The organism is Rhizobium sp. PRIMUS64 (assembly GCF_023006465.1).
GTDB lineage: Bacteria > Pseudomonadota > Alphaproteobacteria > Rhizobiales > Rhizobiaceae > Rhizobium > Rhizobium leguminosarum.
In genome coordinates this window covers 1-18,791 of sequence record NZ_JALBGX010000128.1, presented here as the reverse complement: position 1 = coordinate 18,791, position 18,791 = coordinate 1, and the positions used below count along the sequence as shown (strand labels likewise).

Annotated in this window: 14 protein-coding genes and 2 pseudogenes; 3 read left to right on the top strand and 13 right to left on the bottom strand. The window is 61.1% G+C overall.

The window, feature by feature from the left end:
• Nucleotides 1-357: pseudogene (locus MOV76_RS31885) on the top strand (hypothetical protein); the annotation flags it as partial.
• 70 nt (nt 358-427) lie between these two features.
• Nucleotides 428-2,356, top strand: a complete 1,929-nt coding sequence (locus tag MOV76_RS31880; RefSeq protein WP_168299797.1) for a PAS domain-containing sensor histidine kinase — start codon at nt 428-430, stop codon at nt 2,354-2,356.
• Nucleotides 2,357-2,373: 17 nt separating this feature from the next.
• On the opposite strand, the gene MOV76_RS31875 is transcribed toward MOV76_RS31880, so the two are convergent.
• The 5 genes from MOV76_RS31875 to cyoA are packed head-to-tail and all read right to left on the bottom strand — an operon-like array spanning nt 2,374 to nt 7,387.
• Entirely contained in the window at nt 2,374-3,153 is a 780-nt protein-coding gene (locus tag MOV76_RS31875) for an SURF1 family protein (RefSeq protein ID WP_168299796.1), read from the bottom strand.
• Complete coding sequence (cyoD, locus tag MOV76_RS31870; RefSeq protein ID WP_018246250.1) at nt 3,150-3,551, bottom strand: cytochrome o ubiquinol oxidase subunit IV; 402 nt, start codon at nt 3,549-3,551, stop codon at nt 3,150-3,152. Before cyoD ends, MOV76_RS31875 begins: the two co-directional genes overlap by 4 nt.
• On the bottom strand, nt 3,548-4,168 hold the full coding sequence (gene cyoC / locus MOV76_RS31865; RefSeq protein ID WP_018246251.1) for a cytochrome o ubiquinol oxidase subunit III: 621 nt from the start codon (nt 4,166-4,168) through the stop codon (nt 3,548-3,550). The genes cyoD and cyoC overlap by 4 nt, the downstream gene beginning before the upstream one ends.
• A gap of 6 nt (nt 4,169-4,174) precedes the next feature.
• Nucleotides 4,175-6,178, bottom strand: coding sequence for a cytochrome o ubiquinol oxidase subunit I (gene cyoB / locus MOV76_RS31860; RefSeq protein ID WP_018246252.1), 2,004 nt, complete (start codon nt 6,176-6,178; stop codon nt 4,175-4,177).
• Nucleotides 6,179-6,220: 42 nt separating this feature from the next.
• The gene (gene cyoA / locus MOV76_RS31855) at nt 6,221-7,387 is read right to left on the bottom strand and encodes a ubiquinol oxidase subunit II (protein WP_168299795.1); all 1,167 of its coding nucleotides are present in this window, start codon (nt 7,385-7,387) and stop codon (nt 6,221-6,223) included.
• Between the two features lie 377 nt (nt 7,388-7,764).
• On the opposite strand from cyoA, the gene MOV76_RS31850 reads away from it, so the two are divergent.
• A complete protein-coding gene (locus MOV76_RS31850; RefSeq protein WP_018246254.1) occupies nt 7,765-9,096 on the top strand; it encodes an MFS transporter in 1,332 nt (443 codons plus the stop codon).
• Nucleotides 9,097-9,433: 337 nt separating this feature from the next.
• Here the strand turns inward: MOV76_RS31850 and MOV76_RS31845 are convergent, their stop codons facing one another.
• From MOV76_RS31845 to MOV76_RS31810, 8 genes and pseudogenes are all read right to left on the bottom strand, one after another.
• Nucleotides 9,434-9,901, bottom strand: a complete 468-nt coding sequence (locus MOV76_RS31845; RefSeq protein WP_018246255.1) for a cyclic nucleotide-binding domain-containing protein — start codon at nt 9,899-9,901, stop codon at nt 9,434-9,436.
• 102 nt (nt 9,902-10,003) lie between these two features.
• Nucleotides 10,004-12,718 carry an ABC transporter ATP-binding protein gene (locus tag MOV76_RS31840; protein ID WP_168319792.1) on the bottom strand — a complete coding sequence of 905 codons (2,715 nt, stop codon included), beginning with the start codon at nt 12,716-12,718 and terminating at the stop codon, nt 10,004-10,006.
• Between the two features lie 182 nt (nt 12,719-12,900).
• Nucleotides 12,901-13,176, bottom strand: a pseudogene (locus MOV76_RS31835) (glycosyl transferase); the annotation flags it as partial.
• A gap of 129 nt (nt 13,177-13,305) precedes the next feature.
• Nucleotides 13,306-13,794 carry an invasion associated locus B family protein gene (locus tag MOV76_RS31830; RefSeq protein ID WP_130729840.1) on the bottom strand — a complete coding sequence of 163 codons (489 nt, stop codon included), beginning with the start codon at nt 13,792-13,794 and terminating at the stop codon, nt 13,306-13,308.
• Between the two features lie 254 nt (nt 13,795-14,048).
• Nucleotides 14,049-14,525 carry a DUF4189 domain-containing protein gene (locus MOV76_RS31825; protein WP_168319793.1) on the bottom strand — a complete coding sequence of 159 codons (477 nt, stop codon included), beginning with the start codon at nt 14,523-14,525 and terminating at the stop codon, nt 14,049-14,051.
• Entirely contained in the window at nt 14,522-15,214 is a 693-nt protein-coding gene (locus MOV76_RS31820) for a hypothetical protein (protein ID WP_165403400.1), read from the bottom strand. The genes MOV76_RS31825 and MOV76_RS31820 overlap by 4 nt, the downstream gene beginning before the upstream one ends.
• A gap of 15 nt (nt 15,215-15,229) precedes the next feature.
• Nucleotides 15,230-15,805 (bottom strand): invasion associated locus B family protein, encoded by a 576-nt coding sequence (locus tag MOV76_RS31815; protein ID WP_130729790.1) that lies wholly within the window; start codon nt 15,803-15,805, stop codon nt 15,230-15,232.
• Between the two features lie 7 nt (nt 15,806-15,812).
• Nucleotides 15,813-18,791: YadA-like family protein (locus MOV76_RS31810; protein ID WP_247266014.1), on the bottom strand; the 2,979-nt coding region annotated here is incomplete at its 5' end.

Here is an 18,791-nt window from a genome sequence, read left to right as displayed (position 1 = left end):
CGGGGCCTGAGTGGCCTGTTCTTCACGCCGGCCGGTTCCGCGGCCGAGGAAGTCATCCATGCCGAGCGCATCATCGATTGCCGTTGTCAGGCGCCGGATCTTTCAGCGCCCTTGATGCAGAGCCTGCTTTCCGCCGGCCTGGCCCAGCCGGACGAGCTCTCGCTGGGGCTGGCGGTCAATGCGCGCGGCGAGCCATTCCTCGAGGATGGTTCGACGGTCGCCGGGCTCTTTGCCGTCGGTCCGCTCGGCCTCGGCAGTCTGCCGGATATTGATCTCGTGCCGGAGATCGTCTCGCAGGCCTATGCCGCTGCCGAGCGTGTCGGCGAGAGGTTCTACCCGCAGGTCAAGGCCGTCTGAAAATTTGAGGCTGAATCGGAACCATCCAACCCCTGCTGCGTTATATTGCGCTGGTGACTAAGAGGGGCCGATGGAAGTGCTGAATAGACATGATACGTCTCTCGATGAGGAGGGACGCTTTCGCTTACTGGTCGACGCCATCACCGACTACGCTATTTATATGCTGAGCCCCGAAGGTATCATCACCAGCTGGAACACCGGCGCTCAGCGCTTTAAGGGTTACAAGCCTTCCGAAATTCTCGGCCAGCATTTTTCCCGTTTCTATTTGGAAGAGGACCGCGCCGCAGGAATTCCGGCGCGCGCGCTGGCCACCGCGGCGGAGCACGGTCGCTTCGAGGGGGAAGGCTGGCGCCAGCGCAAGGATGGAACCTGCTTCTGGGCCCATGTGATAATCGATCCGATCCGCCATCCCTCCGGCGAGCTCATCGGCTATGCCAAGATCACCCGCGACCTGACTGAACGCAGAGCAGCCGAACAGACGATCCGCCAGAGCGAGGAACAGTTCCGGCGGCTGGTCCAGGGCGTCTCGGACTATGCGATCTACATGCTCGATCCCGATGGCAATGTCAGCAGTTGGAATTTCGGTGCCGAGCGGATCAAGGGCTATCGACCGCAAGAAATCATCGGCCGGCATTTCTCGACCTTTTATACGCCCGAGGATCGCGAAGCCGGCCTGCCGGAGACCGCGCTCGGGCTCGCCCGCGCCGAGGGCAGGTTCGAGCGCGAAGGTTGGCGTGTGCGCAAGGACGGCAGCCGTTTTTGGGCGAGTGTTGTCATCGACGCCATTCGCGACGACGACGGCGATGTGCTCGGTTTCGCCAAGATCACCCGCGATATCACCGAGAAGATGGAAACCCAGCGGGCACTTGAGCAGGCGCGCGAAGAGCTCTTCCAGTCGCAGAAGATGGAGGCGATCGGTCAATTGACCGGCGGTATCGCCCATGATTTCAACAATCTGCTGATGGCTGTGCTCGGCAGTCTCGAAATCCTGAAGAAGCGCATGCCGCAGGACCTCTCACTGACATCGTTGGTCGACAATGCCATGCAGGGTGCCCAGCGCGGCGCCGCCTTGACGCAGCGCATGCTTGCTTTTTCTCGCAGGCAGGAATTGCACATAGAGCCGATCGACGTCTCCGGCTTGGTCCGTGGCATGATGGATATGCTGAGCCGTTCGCTCGGCCCTCTCACCGTGATCGAGACCTCTTTCCCCGTCAGGCTCCCAACGATCCTTACCGATCCGAACCAGCTGGAGATGGCGATCCTGAACCTCGTCGTCAACGCGCGCGATGCCATGCCGTCCGGCGGACGGATCGTGCTTCGCGCCTCCGAGGAGTCGCTGCTGTCAGGTAAGGGCCCGCTGTCGGCCGGCCGCTATGTCCGTATCGCGGTGATCGATGAAGGCGAGGGCATGGATGCAAAGACGGTGGAGCAGGCCATTACGCCGTTCTTCACCACCAAGGGTGTCGGCAAGGGCACCGGTCTCGGCCTTTCCATGGTGCAGGGCCTCGCGTCCCAGTCCGGCGGCCGCCTCATACTGAAGAGCAGCCTCGGCGAAGGCACCACGGCCGAATTGTGGTTCCCGGTCGCCGTTGCCGAGCAGGGGACCGAGGCCGCTGCAGACCCGCCGCAACGCGAGGACAATGCGCCGCGCCAGATGCGTATCGTCGCCGTCGATGACGATGGTCTGGTCCTGATGAATACAACGCTGATGCTGGAGGATCTCGGCCATACCGTGTTCGAGGCGATGGCGGGCTCCGAGGCACTCGACATCCTGCGCAAGCAGCAGGTCGACCTGGTGATTTGCGATCATGCCATGCCGCGCATGACGGGGGCGCAGCTTGCCCAGGCGATCCGCAACGAATGGCCTGATATGCCGATCATCCTCGCAACCGGTTACGCCGAGATTCCCGAAGGCGCAGGCATCGTCGACCTGCCCCGCCTCGGCAAACCCTTCTCGCAAGCGCAACTCGCCGAGGCGATCAGCCGGATTGCTTCATAAGGGCGATCACTGCCGCATTATGCGGGGGCCCTCTCGCCGCGAAGAATGAACACCAGCAATGCCAGCACCATCGCTGCCAGCCCGTACCAGGTGATCGCGTAGACGAGATGGTTGTTGGGGAAAGCGATGACGGTCAGGCCGCCGACGGGCAGGCCGCCGGGATTGGCAGTGGCATCGGCGTCGATGAAGTAGGGCGCGATCGTACCAATGCCGCGCTTTTGCGCGATCGCTGCGACGTCGCGCGAATACCAGCGGTCGGCCGCGACGTCGTTCGATTGCAGCAGCGATCCCTTCGGCTCCGTCATCCTTATCAGACCGGTGATCTCGACCGGTCCTGACACTTCACCCTCGCGGCGCGAGGCCGGGTCGCGCCTGTCGGTCGGCACGAATCCGCGATTGACGAGGATCGATGAACCGTCGGCAAACGTCAGCGGCGCCATCACCCAGTAACCCGGACCGAGCGCGGTCGAGGCATAGACCAGCGTTTCCTTGTCGTTCGCCAGCGTCCCGGACACGATCACCCGCCGATATTCGTCATCAGTGGCATTGATCTTGTTCCAGTCGGGACGTGTTGGGGCTGGCACGGGTGCCGCATGCACACGCTGGTCGACGCGCACGATCAGATCGCGTTTCCAGGCCAGGCGCTCAACCTGCCAGGTGCCGAGTGCCGCGAGTGCCGCAGCAAGCAGCACCAGACAGACGGCGAAGATCGCTCGTTTTACCCGATAACGCTGTCTTTCCGACTTCTCCGCGTGAGCCTGCGGGTGACGCTGCCGCCGCCCTCTCGTGACTGTCACGGCATGTTCTTCATCATTTCGGGGCTCATCGGCATCATGTTGGTGTTGAGATGATGCATGACCCAGAGGGATCCGGAGAGCGCGATCGCGACGATGATGAGGGTGAAGATCAGCGCCATGATCGTCCAGCCGCCCTCGCTCCTGGTATTCATGTGCAGGAAGAAGACCATATGGACGACGATCTGGATCGCGCCGAGGCCCATCACCAGCACCGCCGTCACCGCCGGACTGTCGAACACGCCTGACATGACCAGCCAGAAGGGAATGGCGGTCAGGATAACGGAAAGCGCGAAACCCGTCATATAGCTGCGGAACGTGCCGTGGCCGGCCTGATGGCCGTGGCTGTGGCCGTGATGAGCCTCGTGGGCATCCTCATGTGCAGGTGCTTGCGAACTCATCCGAGAACTCCCAGCAGGTAGACGAAGGAAAAGACGCCGATCCAGACGACGTCGAGGAAGTGCCAGAACATTGAAAGGCACATCAGGCGGCGGCGGTTGGCCTCGATCAGCCCGTGCATCGACACCTGTACCATCAGCGTGATCAGCCAGATGATGCCGAAGGTGACATGCAGTCCGTGCGTGCCGACCAGAGTGAAGAAGGACGAGAGGAAGGCGCTGCGCGTCGGCCCGGCGCCTTCATGGATCAGGTGGATGAACTCGTAGAGCTCAAGCCCGATGAAAGCTGCACCGAACAGGCCGGTAACAGCAAGCCAGAACAGCGTTTCCGCTTTTGCGTTCCGCTCCATCTGCAGCATGGCGAAGCCGTAGGTGATCGAGGAGAAGAGCAGCATCGAGGTATTGAGGGCAACGATCGGCAGATCGAAGAGATCGGCCGGCGACGGGCCGGCGGCATAGTTGCGGCCGAGCACGCCGTGTGTTGCAAACAGCACCGCGAAGATCAGGCAGTCGCTCATCAGGTAGAGCCAGAAGCCGAGATTGGTGCTGTTTTCCGGATGATGGTCTTCGGTCAGGTAGAATTCAGGCTTTTCGGCCGTGTCGATGGTCTGATCGCTCATGGTCTCTTACACCTGCTCGGCAAGCAGCGCAGTTCGCTTGCCTTCCGTTTCGGTTACCTCTTCGGCGGGGATGTAGAAGTCGCGTCTGTAGTTGAAAGTGTGGCCGATCGCGACGACGAGCATGGCGACAAAGGAGACGACCACCAGCCACCACATATACCAGATCAGGCCGAAGGCGAGTGCGACACTGATGCCCGACAAGATCGCCCCGGTGCCGGTATTCTTCGGCATATGAATAGGCCGGAAGCCTTCCAGCGGACGCGCATAACCGCGGTTCTTCATGTCGTACCAGCCGTCATGATCGTGCACGACAGGCGTCAAGGCGAAGTTGTATTCCGGCGGGGGCGAGGAGGTCGACCATTCCAGCGTGCGGCCATCCCAGGGATCGCCGCTGTCGTCGCGCAATTCCTCGCGTTTCATGAAGCTGACGACGATCTGGATCAGGAAGGCGGCAATGCCAAGCGCAATCAGGCCGACGCCGAAAGCGGCGATGATGAACCAGATCTGTATCGACGGGTCCTCGAACTGGCTCATGCGGCGGGTGACGCCCATCAGGCCCAGCACATAGAGCGGCATGAAGGCGAACCAGAAGCCGATCTGCCAGAACCAGAAGCTCATCTTGCCCCAGAAGGGATCGAGCTTGAAGCCGAATGCCTTGGGGAACCAGTAGTTCACGCCGGCGAACATGCCGAAGAGAACGCCCCCGATGATGACGTTGTGGAAGTGGGCGATGAGGAACAGCGAATTGTGCAGTACGAAGTCGGCCGGCGGCACGGCAAGCATGACGCCGGTCATGCCGCCGATGACGAAGGTCACCATGAAGCCGACCGTCCACAGCATCGGCACCTCGTAGCGGATGCGGCCGCGATACATGGTGAAGAGCCAGTTGAACATCTTCGCCCCGGTCGGAATCGAGATGATCATTGTGGTGATGCCGAAGAATGAGTTGACCGAAGCGCCCGAGCCCATCGTGAAGAAATGGTGCAGCCAGACGATGTAGGACAGGATCATGATCACGCAGGTCGCATAGACCATCGAGGCGTAGCCGAAGAGGCGCTTGCCCGAGAAGGTGGCGACGACTTCCGAGAAGATCCCGAAGGCCGGCAGCACAAGGATGTAGACCTCCGGATGACCCCAGATCCAGATGAGGTTGATATACATCATCGGATTGCCGCCGAGGTCGTTGGTAAAGAAGTTCGTTCCCGCATAGCGGTCGAGCGACAGCAGCGCCAGGGTTGCCGTCAGGATCGGGAAGGAGGCGACGATCAGCACATTGGTGCATAGGGCCGTCCAGGTGAAGACCGGCATCTTCATGAAGGTCATGCCCGGAGCACGCATCTTGACGATGGTGGCGATCAGGTTGATGCCCGAAAGCGTCGTTCCGACGCCGGCCACTTGCAAGCCCCAGATATAATAATCGACGCCGACGCCTGGACTGTAGGCAGCGCCCGACAGCGGCGGGTAGGCGAGCCAGCCGGTCTGGGCGAATTCGCCGATGAACAGCGACAGCATGATGATGATCGCGCCGGCGGTGGTCATCCAGAAAGAGAAGTTGTTGAGGAACGGGAAGGAGACGTCGCGCGCGCCGATCTGCAGCGGCACCACGAAGTTCATCAGACCGGTGACGAAGGGCATCGCCACGAAGAAGATCATGATGACGCCGTGGGCGGTGAAGACCTGGTCGTAGTGATGCGGCGGCAGATAGCCCTCCGAACCGTTGAAGGCGATTGCCTGCTGGATGCGCATCAGGATCGCGTCGGAGAAGCCGCGCAGCAGCATGATGACGGCGAGGATTACATACATGATGCCGATCTTCTTGTGATCGACGCTGCAAATCCAGTCCCGCCAGAGCGGACCCCAGAACTTGAAATAGGTGATGATGCCGAGCACCGCGATGGCGCCGATAACGACGCCGATGAAGGTCACGACCAGGATCGGCTCGTGATAGGGGATGGCATCGAGGGTCAACCGGCCGAAGACGAACTTCAGGAGGTCAGGATTGGAAAACATGGAACAACCCGTTCATTATGTCTTGCGACGCAAAGCGCCAGGTTAATTGTTGTTGTTGAGCTGCGCCGGCGCCGGATCGGCGCCATTGCTCATGCCGGGCATGGAATGGCCCTCATGCTCCATGTCCATTCCGGGCATGTCGTTCTGCATGCTGTTGCCGTCGGTACGCTCGGCGGGCTCGCTTCGGGCCGGAGCACCCGTCGCCGGCACGGTGGCGGCGGGCGCCACGATGCCTTCGTCGGCGTGACGGGTGTCATATTGCAGCTTCTCGCGGTTCTCGGCACTTTCCTTGCCACCGCCGCCCATCATGTCGATGTGCATCATCTCGCTCATGCACATCTTGCCGGGTGTGGCGCACATATTGAGGATGGCGTTGTAAAGGTCGGCGTCGGCCCCGGCATAATAACGCACCGGTTCCTTCTCGCTCGGTTTCTCGAGCTTCAGATAGGCGTCGCGGTTGAGCATCGTGCCTTGCTGCTTGACCTGCGCCACCCAGGCGTCAAACCCCTCTTGGGTAAGGCCGTGGAACTTGAAGCGCATGTGCGAGAAGCCAGCGCCGCTGTAATTGGCGGAAAAGCCCTCATATTCGCCTTCCTTGTTGATGACGGCATGCAGCTTCGTCTCCATGCCCGGCATGGCATAGATCTGGCCGGCAAGGGCAGGGATGTAGAAAGAGTTCATCACCGAGGAGGCGGTGATCTTGAAATTGATCGGCATGTCGACCGGGGCAGCGAGTTCGTTGACGGTGGCAATGCCGAGTTCGGGATAGAAGAACAGCCACTTCCAGTCGAGCGCCACGACCTCGACGTTCAAGGGCTTGGTATCAGCCGGAATGGCGCGCTCTGCATCGAGGCGGTCGAGCGGGCGGTAGGGATCGAGCTTATGGGTGGAAATCCAGGTGACGGCGCCGAGAGCGATGATGATCGCAAGCGGTGCCGCCCAGATCACGATTTCGAGGCGGGTCGAATGGTGCCATTCCGGCGCGTAGGTGGCGGCCGTATTGGAACGTCGGTAGCGCCAGGCGAAGAACAGCGTCAGGAAGATCACCGGTACGATGATCAAAAGCATCAGCACCGTCGAGATGACGATCAGATCGCGCTGTTGGATGGCGATGTCGCCGGAAGGCGCCATGACCACCATGTTGCATCCTGCCAGGAAAAGCAGCGGCAAGACGGATAGAAGGCGGGAAAACTTCGCGAGTTTTGGCACGTCTCTAAGCTCTTGTTGTTTCGTTTGTTCCGCGACTAACGCACTGGACCAGATAGCGACATGAGGTGTTTGGTCGCAGTGCAGCAATCATGCCGCACTGCGGCAAGAATCATGTTGCACTACAGCTTTGAAATCCTGATGAAATCAAGAAGGATTCTTCGGCGAGCGCATGTTCCAAACAATATATCCGCCTGAACCGGGCAGGCCAGCATCCATCGCAAAATCGCGGTCCGGATCACGCTGTTTTTTCCGTCCACGCCTCATTTTGAGCCGCCATGATGAACTATTTACGTCTCACGGACTTGATAAGCCTGCAGGTTTGATCAAGATCAGGCTGAGGCGCCTTGCCGAAAGCGCTTCAACGAGGGAGGCGTTTTATGGCTACAACATCGCATTACGGACCGTCGTCGTCGTCGCTGGAACGCGACGCGCGGCGCATTCACGACGACAAGCCGGTTTCGCCGGGCAGCATCGCCATCGGCGTGGTGATCGGCCGCATGTCGGAATTCTTCGATTTCTTCGTCTATGGCCTTGCCTCGGTCCTGGTCTTTCCACAGCTGATTTTCCCCTTTGCTCCAGACAGGCTGACGGGAACGCTCTATTCCTTCGCCATCTTCTCGCTGGCCTTCCTGGCGCGCCCGGTGGGCTCCGTGGTCTTCATGACGATCGACCGGCTGTACGGCCGTGGCACCAAGCTGACGATCGCGCTTTTCCTGCTCGGCGGCTCAACGGCCTCGATCGCCTTCCTGCCGGGTTACAACGAGATCGGCGTCTGGTCGATCGCCTTGCTGGCGCTCTTCCGTCTCGGCCAGGGCTTCGCGCTCGGCGGCGCCTGGGATGGCCTTGCCTCGCTGCTCGCGCTCAATGCGCCGGCCAAGCACCGCGGCTGGTATGCGATGATCCCGCAGCTCGGCGCGCCGATTGGTTTCGCGCTGGCCAGCACGCTCTTCGGTTATTTCGTCGCCAATCTTTCCAATGAGGATTTCCTCTCCTGGGGCTGGCGTTATCCCTTCTTCGTCGCTTTCGCCATCAATGTCGTGGCGCTGTTTGCGCGTCTGCGCCTGGTCATGACCAAGGAATTCGGCACGCTACTGGAACAGCACGAACTGGAAGCAGCTCCCATCCTCGACGTGCTGCGTGTCCATGGCCGCGACATCCTGATCGGCGCCTTCGTGCCGCTGGCGAGCTTTGCGATGTTCCACCTCGTCACCATCTTCCCGCTCGGCTGGATGAGCCTTTACGGCAACCAGCCGATCGGCGCCTTTATGGTGGTGCAGGTGGTCGGCGCCATGGTCGGCATCGTCACCATCATCGCGTCGGGCCTGATCGCCGACCGTATCGGTCGGCGCGCCCAGCTTGCGATCTGCGCCGTCATCATCGCTATCTTCAGCTTCGTCGGGCCGATCCTGATCGCGTCCGGAAACAGCGGTCATGATGCTTTCGTCATCATCGGCTTCGGCGTGCTCGGCCTTTCCTTCGGCCAGGCGACGGGCTCGATCTCTTCCCGCTTCGGCCGCGGCTACCGCTATACCGGCGCTGCCTTCACCTCGGACCTGGCCTGGCTGATCGGCGCAGGTTTTGCACCGCTGGTGGCGCTCAGCCTTTCCAGCCGCTTCGGCCTGCCCTTCGTCGGCTACTACCTGCTGTCGGGCGCCATCTGCACCCTTGCAGCACTCGCCTTCAGCAGGGCGCTGGAGCAGCGCGAATAGACGGACTTGAACCCAGAGGCCTGCATGGGAAACCATGTCTTTTGTTTTTCGGACCGCCGACATTCTGGCCGGCGATAAACTGAATTGTTTTCTTGCGATCTGAACAAGCTTTCGCACGGCTGCGATAAGCCAGCTTGATGAGATCGAGCGTCAGACCGATTTGCGAATCGATCAGCCGGAGATCGGCCGGTCAGGACGAATTGGTGGAACGCGCCAACTGGTCATTTCACGATCTTTTATCGTGATCTATCGTGTTCGCCAGAAAATCGAACAGGTGGAAATTTCGCGCCTCGTTCAACGCGCACAGAAATGGCCGCCGAAATCTTGCTTTGAAACCCTACTGCGCCATCTGCGGCTGTTTCGCCGCCCGGGCTGCGGTCAGCTCCGCGGTGGTGTGGTTCAGGCGGTCCGCCAGAACCCGCATGATTTCCACAGCCATCTCGGGGAAGTCGCTGAGCAGCTTCAGGAAGTGCTCCTTGCTGATGCGCAGCACTTCGAGCGGCGAGGTGGCGCGCACCGTTGCCGTGCGCGAGACATCGCAGAGAATGGCGATTTCGCCGACGATCGAATTGGGTTCGACATCGGCGACCTTGATCTCGCCCGCCGGCGAGGAGACGACGATATCGGCGGTACCCGAGAGGATGACATAGGCGGCGTCACCGACATCGCCCTGATGGAAGAGATCCTGTCCGGCCTTGTAGGTCATGCGATCGGAGGTAAAGGCCAAAAGCTTGAGCTTTGCTGGCGCGATCCTTGAAAAGATCGGCACCCGTCGCAGCATTTCGACTTCGTCTCTCAACAGCATGAGCGTTTCAATCCCCTGACGCAGGGTCCACAGGACCAGGCATCTTCAAACTCCGAGGCGTTCCCCATCGGGAACACCCACCATCGCCGCCCCTATAGAATATTACGATAACAGTTCCTTGAACATCCCGTTTTTCTCGGAAAGTTCCGGATAGTTTCCAGCCTCCGCCAATCCGCCGCGGTCGAAGAGCAGGATCCGGTCGAACATCTCGGCCTGCCGGGCGTTGGAGAGCACCCAGATGATCGCCGGCCGATGGCCTTCCTCATGCAAATCCTCGATGATATTGCGGGTAATCCGATCCTGAACCCGCTGGTCGAGCGCCGACAGTGGCCGGTTGAAGATGAAATAGTCCGAGCGCTTCAACAGCGCGCGGGCCAGGTTCAGCTTCTGCCGCTGCACCATGGTCAGTCGCTTGCCGCCGGAGCCGACGTCGAATTCGAGGCCGATCGACAGCACGTCGTCATAAAGGTCGAGCGCATCGAAGAGTTCGCCCATGATGCCGCGGATGCGGTCGGAGGCGTCGGCTTGCTGATAGGCGATACGACCGAAGAGCACATTGTCCATCAGGCTTGCCGACGGGGTGAAACGCTCGGCATCGTAGCGCTCGATCAGCTCGGCGAGATCGGCCGGAATATGCTCGTGGAACTGCTTGCGGGCGTTGACGATCTTGTCCATGAGCTCGTTCGTCAGCAAGCCGAAGCGATGGCGCGGCTCGATATAGGCAAAACTCAGCCGGATGATAGCCGAACGTTCCTCAGGCGTGGCGTCCTCGAAGCGGCGGCTTTGCAGCTTCTGCAGCAGCGCCTGGTAGGTCGGAATGTCGTCCGCCGTCATGAAGGTCAGCTGCTGGAAGAAAGGATGGTCCGGCGGCAGGTCGTGGAAGAGTTCCACCGCGTTCTCGGCGATCTCGAGGCCCATGGCGTAGAGATCCGTGCTGAGGCCGGTTTCACGGAAGAGCTGCTGGAAATAGGGATGCGCGGCAAGCCTCCGATTGGTCATCAAAGGCCGCTTCATCGTGCCGAAGAGCAAATTCTCGCCAACCGTCGCCTGGGCGTTGTAGGCGTCGAAATCGAAAGGCACGACGATCGTGTCGAGCCCCTCGTCGCGCAGCCGGTCGCGCAGCGAGGCGCGGAGCGCCACGACGTGGTTGCTGACTGCCACATGCACATCGGTATTGACGGTCGAGCGCAGCGCCAGATCGAGGATGTCCTGCGAGATCAGGACGGCGTCGAGCACCGGGCGGATCGCTTTCAGCAGGTCCTCGGGCCCGCTGGCGCCGGCGGCCTTGTAGTCCACCCAGTCGCTGTTGAGGTCGAGCGTCGGATTGCCGGCCTTCTCTGCCTCGGCGGAATGCCATTTGTACTCCAGCGCTTCCCGCTCGTCGTAAACGGGATCGGTCATCGGCGCATGTTTGAGGCCGTAGAGCAGATTGCTGGCCAGCGTGCCGTGGAAGAAGAAGGTGTCGGCCGAGGCATAGGAGATCCGCCGGCCGGTAATCGATTCCGGCAGGTCCAGGAGATCGCGCCCGTCGATGGTGATGCGGCCGGAGTCCGGCCAGACCATGCGGCCGAGCGCTTCGGCGAAGGCTTCCGCGCCGCTGCCGTTCGGCCCGACGATCGCCACCGTCTCGTTCGGCTTGATCTCGACGGAGACGTGATCGACGAGGCGGGCGCCGCTGTCGTCGGAGAGCGACAAGTTGGTGACGACGAGCGCGCTCGTCAGCGCCCCGACCGGGGCAATCGCGAGTTCCTGGATACGGCTGTCGATCAGCGGCTCGACATTGAACTGCTCGTAGACCTGCTGGTACTTCACCTGCACGTCCTGGCGCATCTGGTCCCAGTCGATCAGTTCCTTCAGCGGCCCGGGCAGGTCCTTGTAGGCTGATATGACGGCGACGAGCTGGCCGATGTCGAGCCGGCCCTGCAGCGCCAGGTAGCCGCCGATCGCGTAAAACAGGAACGGCGTGACCTGGGCGAGGAAGTTGTTGATGAATTTCACCAGGAACTTCCACTGGTAAAGATCGTAGCGGATCGAGAAGATCCGGCCGAGCCGCGAGGCGATGTCGGCGCGTTCGAGGTTCGATGTGTCGTTGCCGTGGATCGTGCCGATGCCGTCGACGATTTCGCCGACGCGGCCGGAGAGCTCGCGCGCCGTCAGCTGCCGCTGGCGGCCGAGGTCCAGCAGGCGCTTGCGCATGCGGGGAATGACGACCGCCTGTACGCCGACGATGCCGGCGGCGATCATTCCGAGCCAGAAATTCTGCACGATGATGAAGGCGAGCGCCGTGATCGCCTGGCCGCCAAGAAGGGCAGGGGAGACGAAGGCATCGCCGGTGAAGCCGCCCATCGGCTCCACCTCGTCCTTGATCATGGTGGCGATTTCGGCCGATTTTACCCGCTTGAAGTGGATGGGCGGAAAACGCAGCACCCGGTCGATCAGCTCGAAGCGGATACGGCGCAGCATGCGCTCGCCGAGCCGGCCTTTATAGGTGTTGATGTAGAACTTGAAGAGGCCGTTCAGCACCACCAGCGCCAGAAACACCAGGCTGAGGGCCATCAACATCTGGAAACGATTGAGCTGCAACCCTTGGAAGAATTCGACATGGCCGATCAGCGGGATGTCATAGGCAATATGCATGAAGGTCTGCCTTGCGCCCGGACCTTCGAAGCCGTCACCCTGGATCGGTCCGTTGACGATCTGCTTCGGCAGGTCGAAGGACAGGAAGTAGGGCACCATCGAGGCGGCGACGACAGCCAGAATCCACAGCTGCTGCAGCCGCGTGTTCTTCCAGATGTAGCGGGCGAGGCTTTTTTCCATGGCTAACCGTCAGCTTGCTGGGAAATTCCGGGGGCGCGATCCGGGCGCCGGGACGGGGAGGAATTTTGAGAACAGGACCATGAAGCCGGACCGCCGATATCGCAATGAAAACAAGGCGAAGCGACCGGCTGCAGAAATGCCGATTCTCGCCGGAACTCTGCTTATATCACAGGAATTTTGGATTAGGCGAGGGATTCGGCAATCATGGAGCGAATGATGGTGGCGGTTTTCTCCGCTCCGGCGAGATCGAGCAAGACCGGCCCCCTTAGCTGTGCCGCGAGCGCCTTTTCGACGGCCTCCCTAACATGGCCCGACGTCAGTCCCTTTTCCGGCAGGATGTCGGCAAGGCCGAGCGCCTGCAGCCGTTCGGCGCGCACCGTCTGCTCGGTTTCGCCGTCGGCGACGAAGGGGATGAGGATCGCCCGGCACTCGGTGCGCAAGAGATCGCCGACCGTATTAATGAACTAGGGCTAGCTATAAGTTTCATCGAGCACCTTGGAAAGGGAGATTGATAGCATCAACCACCGAACTTGCTGGGATCATTCGTAGCTTCCATGATGATGCTTCGTCTATGGGGCTTGTTTAGCCTAACTGCCGCTCAGCGTGCCGAGACGATCGATCGCCGCGGCTAAGCCCCTGAGCGAGACCGAAAAGGTTAGCGCGGTTTGCGCCGCAGTCGTAACTTTGAGCCTCAGCACCGAGCCGGTCCGCAGCTTTCGGAGCGTTTCCGTGTCGATGGGAAACACAGCGACGCATCCAGTCGGCAGGCATGTCCGGAAGCGCAGAGCCGATAACGGCGGTTGATCGTCGATCTGCGGCGCGATTCCGGGGTCGAGAAGTATGCCAAATGGAAGAAGTAACGTTGCGACCGCACCGTCGGAACGCATACCCAACTCGACCGCAAGAAGTCTTTGGCCATTTTGCTGCGACTGGTCCTGTAAGATTGCACATGCCCGTGCGTTGTCGCGAACCGCGCAGGACAACTGCCAATCCTGATAGGTTTCCTGCAGCGAAGAGGCGCCGTTCGGGAGAGCGGCCTGTTGGGCCAGCGCAGGGGATAGGAGCGCGGCCGTCATGGCCGCGCAAAGAAGGGTGGCCACTAGGAGTTTTGCCGCGGCGAAGTGCAGTGGCGCCGATCTGACGGCGCCGCCGCTCCGGCGTCGCGGATCGGTCGGGTGCATGGACTCAACCAAATCGGATATCGCGATCAGCAAGGAGCCAATCTTTCTGTTTGAAATCGGCCGCATCTCGCCGACGCGATGCTGCTCCTCAATTCGTCGGCGAACGACGCATCTGACTGGGTTCACAATCCCGCCCCTTACTTGGAAAATCATGTGCATACCCATTCACGAACCTTGCATTGCGTTCCAGACGCTTGGCACGCCTGGACGGCCAGGTCCTCTGCTTCGTCACGGGTTGGTGCGGATCTTGCGCTCCAGGGCCTGATGCGGCCTTCCTTTTGCTCGCCGATCGCGAGCACGCCGCAATGGCGATAGGGAAAACCGGTATTGTCATCGTCGTCCCAGTGCCGGTGGTTGCGAAACACTTCGACGACGACGCATCCCTTGCCGTCGGTATTCTCGCAGTGCGCGAGAGCGTTATCCATCGCCTCCTGCCGCTTATCGGCACCCCAAAAGAACCCGTGCTTTTCGTCGGTCTCTGAATAGGCGATCGCTCCCCAGATGCCGCGCTCCTCTTGTGGCGGCGGAACCGGCACATCAGCAGTGATGGGAAGATCAGCCGCCCCCAGATGCGCCATCGGGACCAACGCCATGCAAATCGCACCAATGGCAAAACCGAGTCTCATTTCCTACCTCCTGGCGTTCCTGTTGCCGACGCCACCGAGATAACGGCACAGCCGCTGCCGGTTGGCAGCAGCATCGCATTGCCACCGTTGTCGGGAAGTTCGTACACACTGATCTGTGCGAGATTGTTGATGAGCGTGCTTCCCTTCGGAAGCATGGCCGGCATATCGGCGCATGAAGTTGCGAACGGTGCCACCCGAATCATCGCTCCTTCACAAAGTGAACCGGTCGGCGCCGCGATAACGACACCGGCAGCCGCGCCGCTGTATTGTTCCGTGGCGTACTTCATGCCCACAAGGGCCTGCACCGCGTGCTTGTCGGGTGTTTCGAGATTCCAGCTCGACTGGACGGCGTATTGCGAGCCGTTCGTCAGTAGTGCTCCCAAGCCCGGAAAGACGTTGGAGCAAGCTTGAAGACCTGCCTTTTTGGCGTGCTGAAGAAATGGCGTATCGGCCGGCGTCGAAGCGGCGTCATTCGTTTCTGCGATGGCCGGCTGCGAGAGGAAATTCCCGATTGCTTCATAGCGCCCTGCAGCGTATCCAGCGGCGCCGATGGCAGCGAGACCGAGCAGCGACAGGGCTGTCGTTTTCAGCCAGTTCCGCGGCGGCCTGTCCCCGTCATCTTCCCGGTCCGCAGCGACACCGCCGTTCTTTCGGGACATTATCCGATCATGAATCGACTGCTGGTCCATCGTGAAATGCCTCCGTTAATTGATCGCCTCAACCGCCCTGGAAAGGCCTCTGAGGGTTGCGGTTACGCTGACGGTTCTCCCGTCTCTTATCGAATAGGACACCGTCGATGCCGAATCCTTCGAGATCTGCTCGCGCATGATGGGGCCGACCGGCAGCACTCCGATGCAGACAGCTTGATTGCACCCATCGAGTTGAACTTCTATCGGCTCTTTCCGGTCTTCGAATTTCAACGAGACAACGCCATCGCTCCTGGCAACCGGTGCGGTCCTCAGAATCATGTAGGGCTTGCCTTCCGGTGTGGCGGCAAGTGACCAGCTGAAGGCGAGCTGTCCTGCCAGGTTTTCAATCGTCTGAGTAACGTTGCAGACCCTTTGTCGAGCTTTCAGATTTTCGTCGCAGATCAGCGTCCAATTCTCGAACGGTCTAATCATTCTCTGATACTGGCCTAGCGTTGCGCCATCTGGAACCGCGACTTCGGGCGGCCTGATTCGGTAACCGGACGCGATTGCCTCCTGTCCGGCCGCCTGCGGGCCGTACAAGAAAAGGCATGCTGTGAAGACCGAGGAAACGGGACCCGCTCTCCTGAACATGCAGACCTCAGTTCAGAGTGAAGCTGAGACCAGCACCGACACCAACATCCCCATCGGCGACAGTGCCGGAAAGATTGGCGCGAACGCGGCCATCTTCGCTGGTGTAACCGGCACCGAACGCAAGTGCGCCCTCTCTGCGCCAGAAACCACCGCCCATCGCCACGCTTAGCTTGCCTGGGCGATCGTCATAACGAAGCGACGCCGCGGCAAGTCCAATTGCTGCCGCCGCCCTGGCCTCTGAACGGATGCTGCCCATCTCCCGGTTGAGCTTGCCGAACTTTTGGTCCGTATAGTCATTGGCGGAATCAATGGCATAGTTCACACGATTGTCCGTGTAGGACTTGGCATCGGCGTAGGTCTGATTCAATTGAGCTACATTGACCGCATCAGTGTCCCTCACACCTCTGCCGACATTCGAGATGACGACCGGTGCATTTACGTCGCCACCCTGGAGGGTGATGCTGTTTTTCTTGCTGCCGTCCGGGTTGAGGTCATAGAAAACCGCACTATCGTTGATATTGCCAATGCCGCCCTGCAAATCCTCGATTGCCGTATTGGTCGCGTGGAGCTGGGAACCATTGATGGCGTCGGTGCTGTCGGCGGAAATGCGCCCGGCCGCGACGTTTGTCACGGTTCTTTCCGCTCCATCCGCGCCAACACTGACGGTTCCGACCGGCGCGGTTCCCGCAAAGTCGTACCGGGTGCCCCGAATTGTGGTCCCCGAAGTACCGACGGCCGCTTCCGTCACGGAACCCGAACCGAGAGCGACATCGTTTGCGTTGTTCGCCTGCGCGCCTTGGCCGAGCGCGACCGCACCCGTACCGGTCGCCGTGGACCCGTGCCCGGCAGCCAGGCTGTTGGTCCCGCTCGCCACGCTTTCAGGACCGATCGAGACGCTGTCAGTGCCTGAGGCAATGGAGTCGGCCAGCGTCGAATTCGCGTGGAAGTATTTGATGCCGCCGCCATTGGCGATGTTGGTGAGGGCATTGTCGACGGCCGTGAAGCCATCATAGACGGTCGTATAGCTGCCACCTTGGATGTTGTAGGTCGGGCCGGTGACCGTGCCGTCCGGGTTGATTGTCGTGCCGCCGCCGATCAGATTGGTGATGTTGGTGCCGAGGCCCCTAAGCTGGCTAACGTTCACGCCGTCGGTATCAACCGAACCGGCTGCGACGTTGGTCAGCTTGCGTTCCGCTCCGGCCGAGCCGAGCGACACCTCGCCGGCCGAGTTCTGCAAGGCGGCAAGGCCAAAGCCGGCGTAGTTCGTCTGCGCGCCCACCGTGGTGATCGATTGCGCACCAAGCGCGACACTGTTGATGTGGTTGCTCGTTGCGCCCGCACCGAGCGCAACCGACTGAACGCCTGCCGCTGTCGAATTCGTCCCGAGCGCAACACCGTCGGCCAACATGACATGTGCGTTCTGACCGATCGCCGTGCCGCCAGGTGCGACCTGGTCGACGATCGCGCCATTGCCGATGCCGATGCCGTTGTCACCGTTGACCACGGTGGTAGGACCGACAGCAATCGATTCAGCTCCGACAGCCAGCGAATCGCCGGCTGCCGAATTGGCATGGAAATACTTGCTCGGGGTCGTTGCGACCGAGGCGATGGCGCCTTGGAGCTGGCGAATGGTGACCGCGTCCTGGGCACTGGTGCCATCCGCGACATTGGTGATCTGCCGGTATGAGGTGTTGGTGCCAACCGATACCGCCCCCAGGAGCGTCTTGTCGGTGGTGTTGTATTCGACGAAGTTCGTCGGGCCGGCACCGATCTGGCCGGTCGCAGGCGCCAGGGCCCGATCGGAAATCGATCCGGAGCCAAGCGCTACCCCGCCGTCGATCGTCGCTTGGCTGTCGCGGCCGAGCGCCAGCGAATTGTCGGCGACCGCGGTGGCATCGTATCCGACCGCGGTTGAGCCGATGCCTTGAGCGGAGGAATCGCTGACCGGAAGCGTCCGGTCATTGGTGCGCACATACCGGATGCCGTCGCCATTAGCATCGGTGAAGGTCGTTGACGTGTCGCCAGCGATATTGTTGACCGTAGTACCGAGATCGGCGATGTCGGTGGTGTTCTGCGTGACCTGCTGGTTGGTCGCGAAAAGTTGCGAGCCGTTGACGGCATCGGTCGAGCTGCCCGAGAGCTGGCCGGCCGCGACGTTCTGGATCTGGCGCTCGGCGCCCGCCAAACCGACCGAGAAAGCGCCTGCCGGTGTCGTTCCGGCGAAGTTGTAGGCCGTGCCGCCGATCGTCGTACCGCCGACGGCCGTGGTCGTTCCGGATGCCGAGTTCAGGCCGATCGCCACGTCCCCGGCATTGTTCGCGACTGCGTTCGGGCCAATGGCGACCGAATCGGTCCCCAGCGCCTGCGAATCCGACAGCGTCGAATTGGCGTGGAAATATTTGATGCCGGCGCCGTCGTTGATGTCGGTGATCGTATCGCCGAGATTGGCGATGTCGGTGGTGTTCTGGGTAACCTGCTGATTGGTCGCAAAAAGCTGCGAGCCATTGATGGCGTCGGTGGAGCCGACGTTGATCCGGCCCGCCGCGACATTGGTGATGGTGCGTTCTGCACCCGCCGCGCCAACGCTGACGGTGCTCGTCGGGCTGGTCCCCGCGAAGTTATAGGTCGTTCCGCCGATCACGGTGCTGGCCGTGCCGACCGCGGCATCGGTGACCGAGCCCGAACCCAAGGCGACATCGTCGGCATTGTTGGCGACGGCACCGTCACCGAAGGCGACCGCACCAGCAGCGCCCGCTCGGCTCGTATTGCCGATCGCAACAGATCCCTGACCAATGGCGACATTGGCATTACCGATCGCAACCGCGCCGTTGGCGGCATTGGCTGCCGTGGCGCTTGACGTGCCGTCGCCATTGGCGATGTTGTTCGCGCCGCCGGTAAAGGCGCCGGTGCCGCTTGCATAGCTCGGATCACCGATGGCGACCGCGCCGTCTCCATAGGCGACGTTGCCGGCGCCGATCGCGACGGC

Excerpts from the sequence above, each read along its gene's own strand:
- MOV76_RS31850 (WP_018246254.1), top strand. The coding sequence starts at position 7,765 with ATGGCTACAACATCGCATTACGGACCGTCGTCGTCGTCGCTGGAACGC.
- MOV76_RS31840 (WP_168319792.1), bottom strand. The coding sequence starts at position 12,718 with ATGGAAAAAAGCCTCGCCCGCTACATCTGGAAGAACACGCGGCTGCAG.
- MOV76_RS31830 (WP_130729840.1), bottom strand. The coding sequence starts at position 13,794 with ATGACGGCCGCGCTCCTATCCCCTGCGCTGGCCCAACAGGCCGCTCTC.
- MOV76_RS31845 (WP_018246255.1), bottom strand. The coding sequence starts at position 9,901 with ATGCTGTTGAGAGACGAAGTCGAAATGCTGCGACGGGTGCCGATCTTT.
- MOV76_RS31825 (WP_168319793.1), bottom strand. The coding sequence starts at position 14,525 with ATGAGACTCGGTTTTGCCATTGGTGCGATTTGCATGGCGTTGGTCCCG.
- cyoC (WP_018246251.1), bottom strand. The coding sequence starts at position 4,168 with ATGAGCGATCAGACCATCGACACGGCCGAAAAGCCTGAATTCTACCTG.
- MOV76_RS31820 (WP_165403400.1), bottom strand. The coding sequence starts at position 15,214 with ATGGACCAGCAGTCGATTCATGATCGGATAATGTCCCGAAAGAACGGC.
- MOV76_RS31815 (WP_130729790.1), bottom strand. The coding sequence starts at position 15,805 with ATGTTCAGGAGAGCGGGTCCCGTTTCCTCGGTCTTCACAGCATGCCTT.
- cyoB (WP_018246252.1), bottom strand. The coding sequence starts at position 6,178 with ATGTTTTCCAATCCTGACCTCCTGAAGTTCGTCTTCGGCCGGTTGACC.
- cyoD (WP_018246250.1), bottom strand. The coding sequence starts at position 3,551 with ATGAGTTCGCAAGCACCTGCACATGAGGATGCCCACGAGGCTCATCAC.
- MOV76_RS31880 (WP_168299797.1), top strand. The coding sequence starts at position 428 with ATGGAAGTGCTGAATAGACATGATACGTCTCTCGATGAGGAGGGACGC.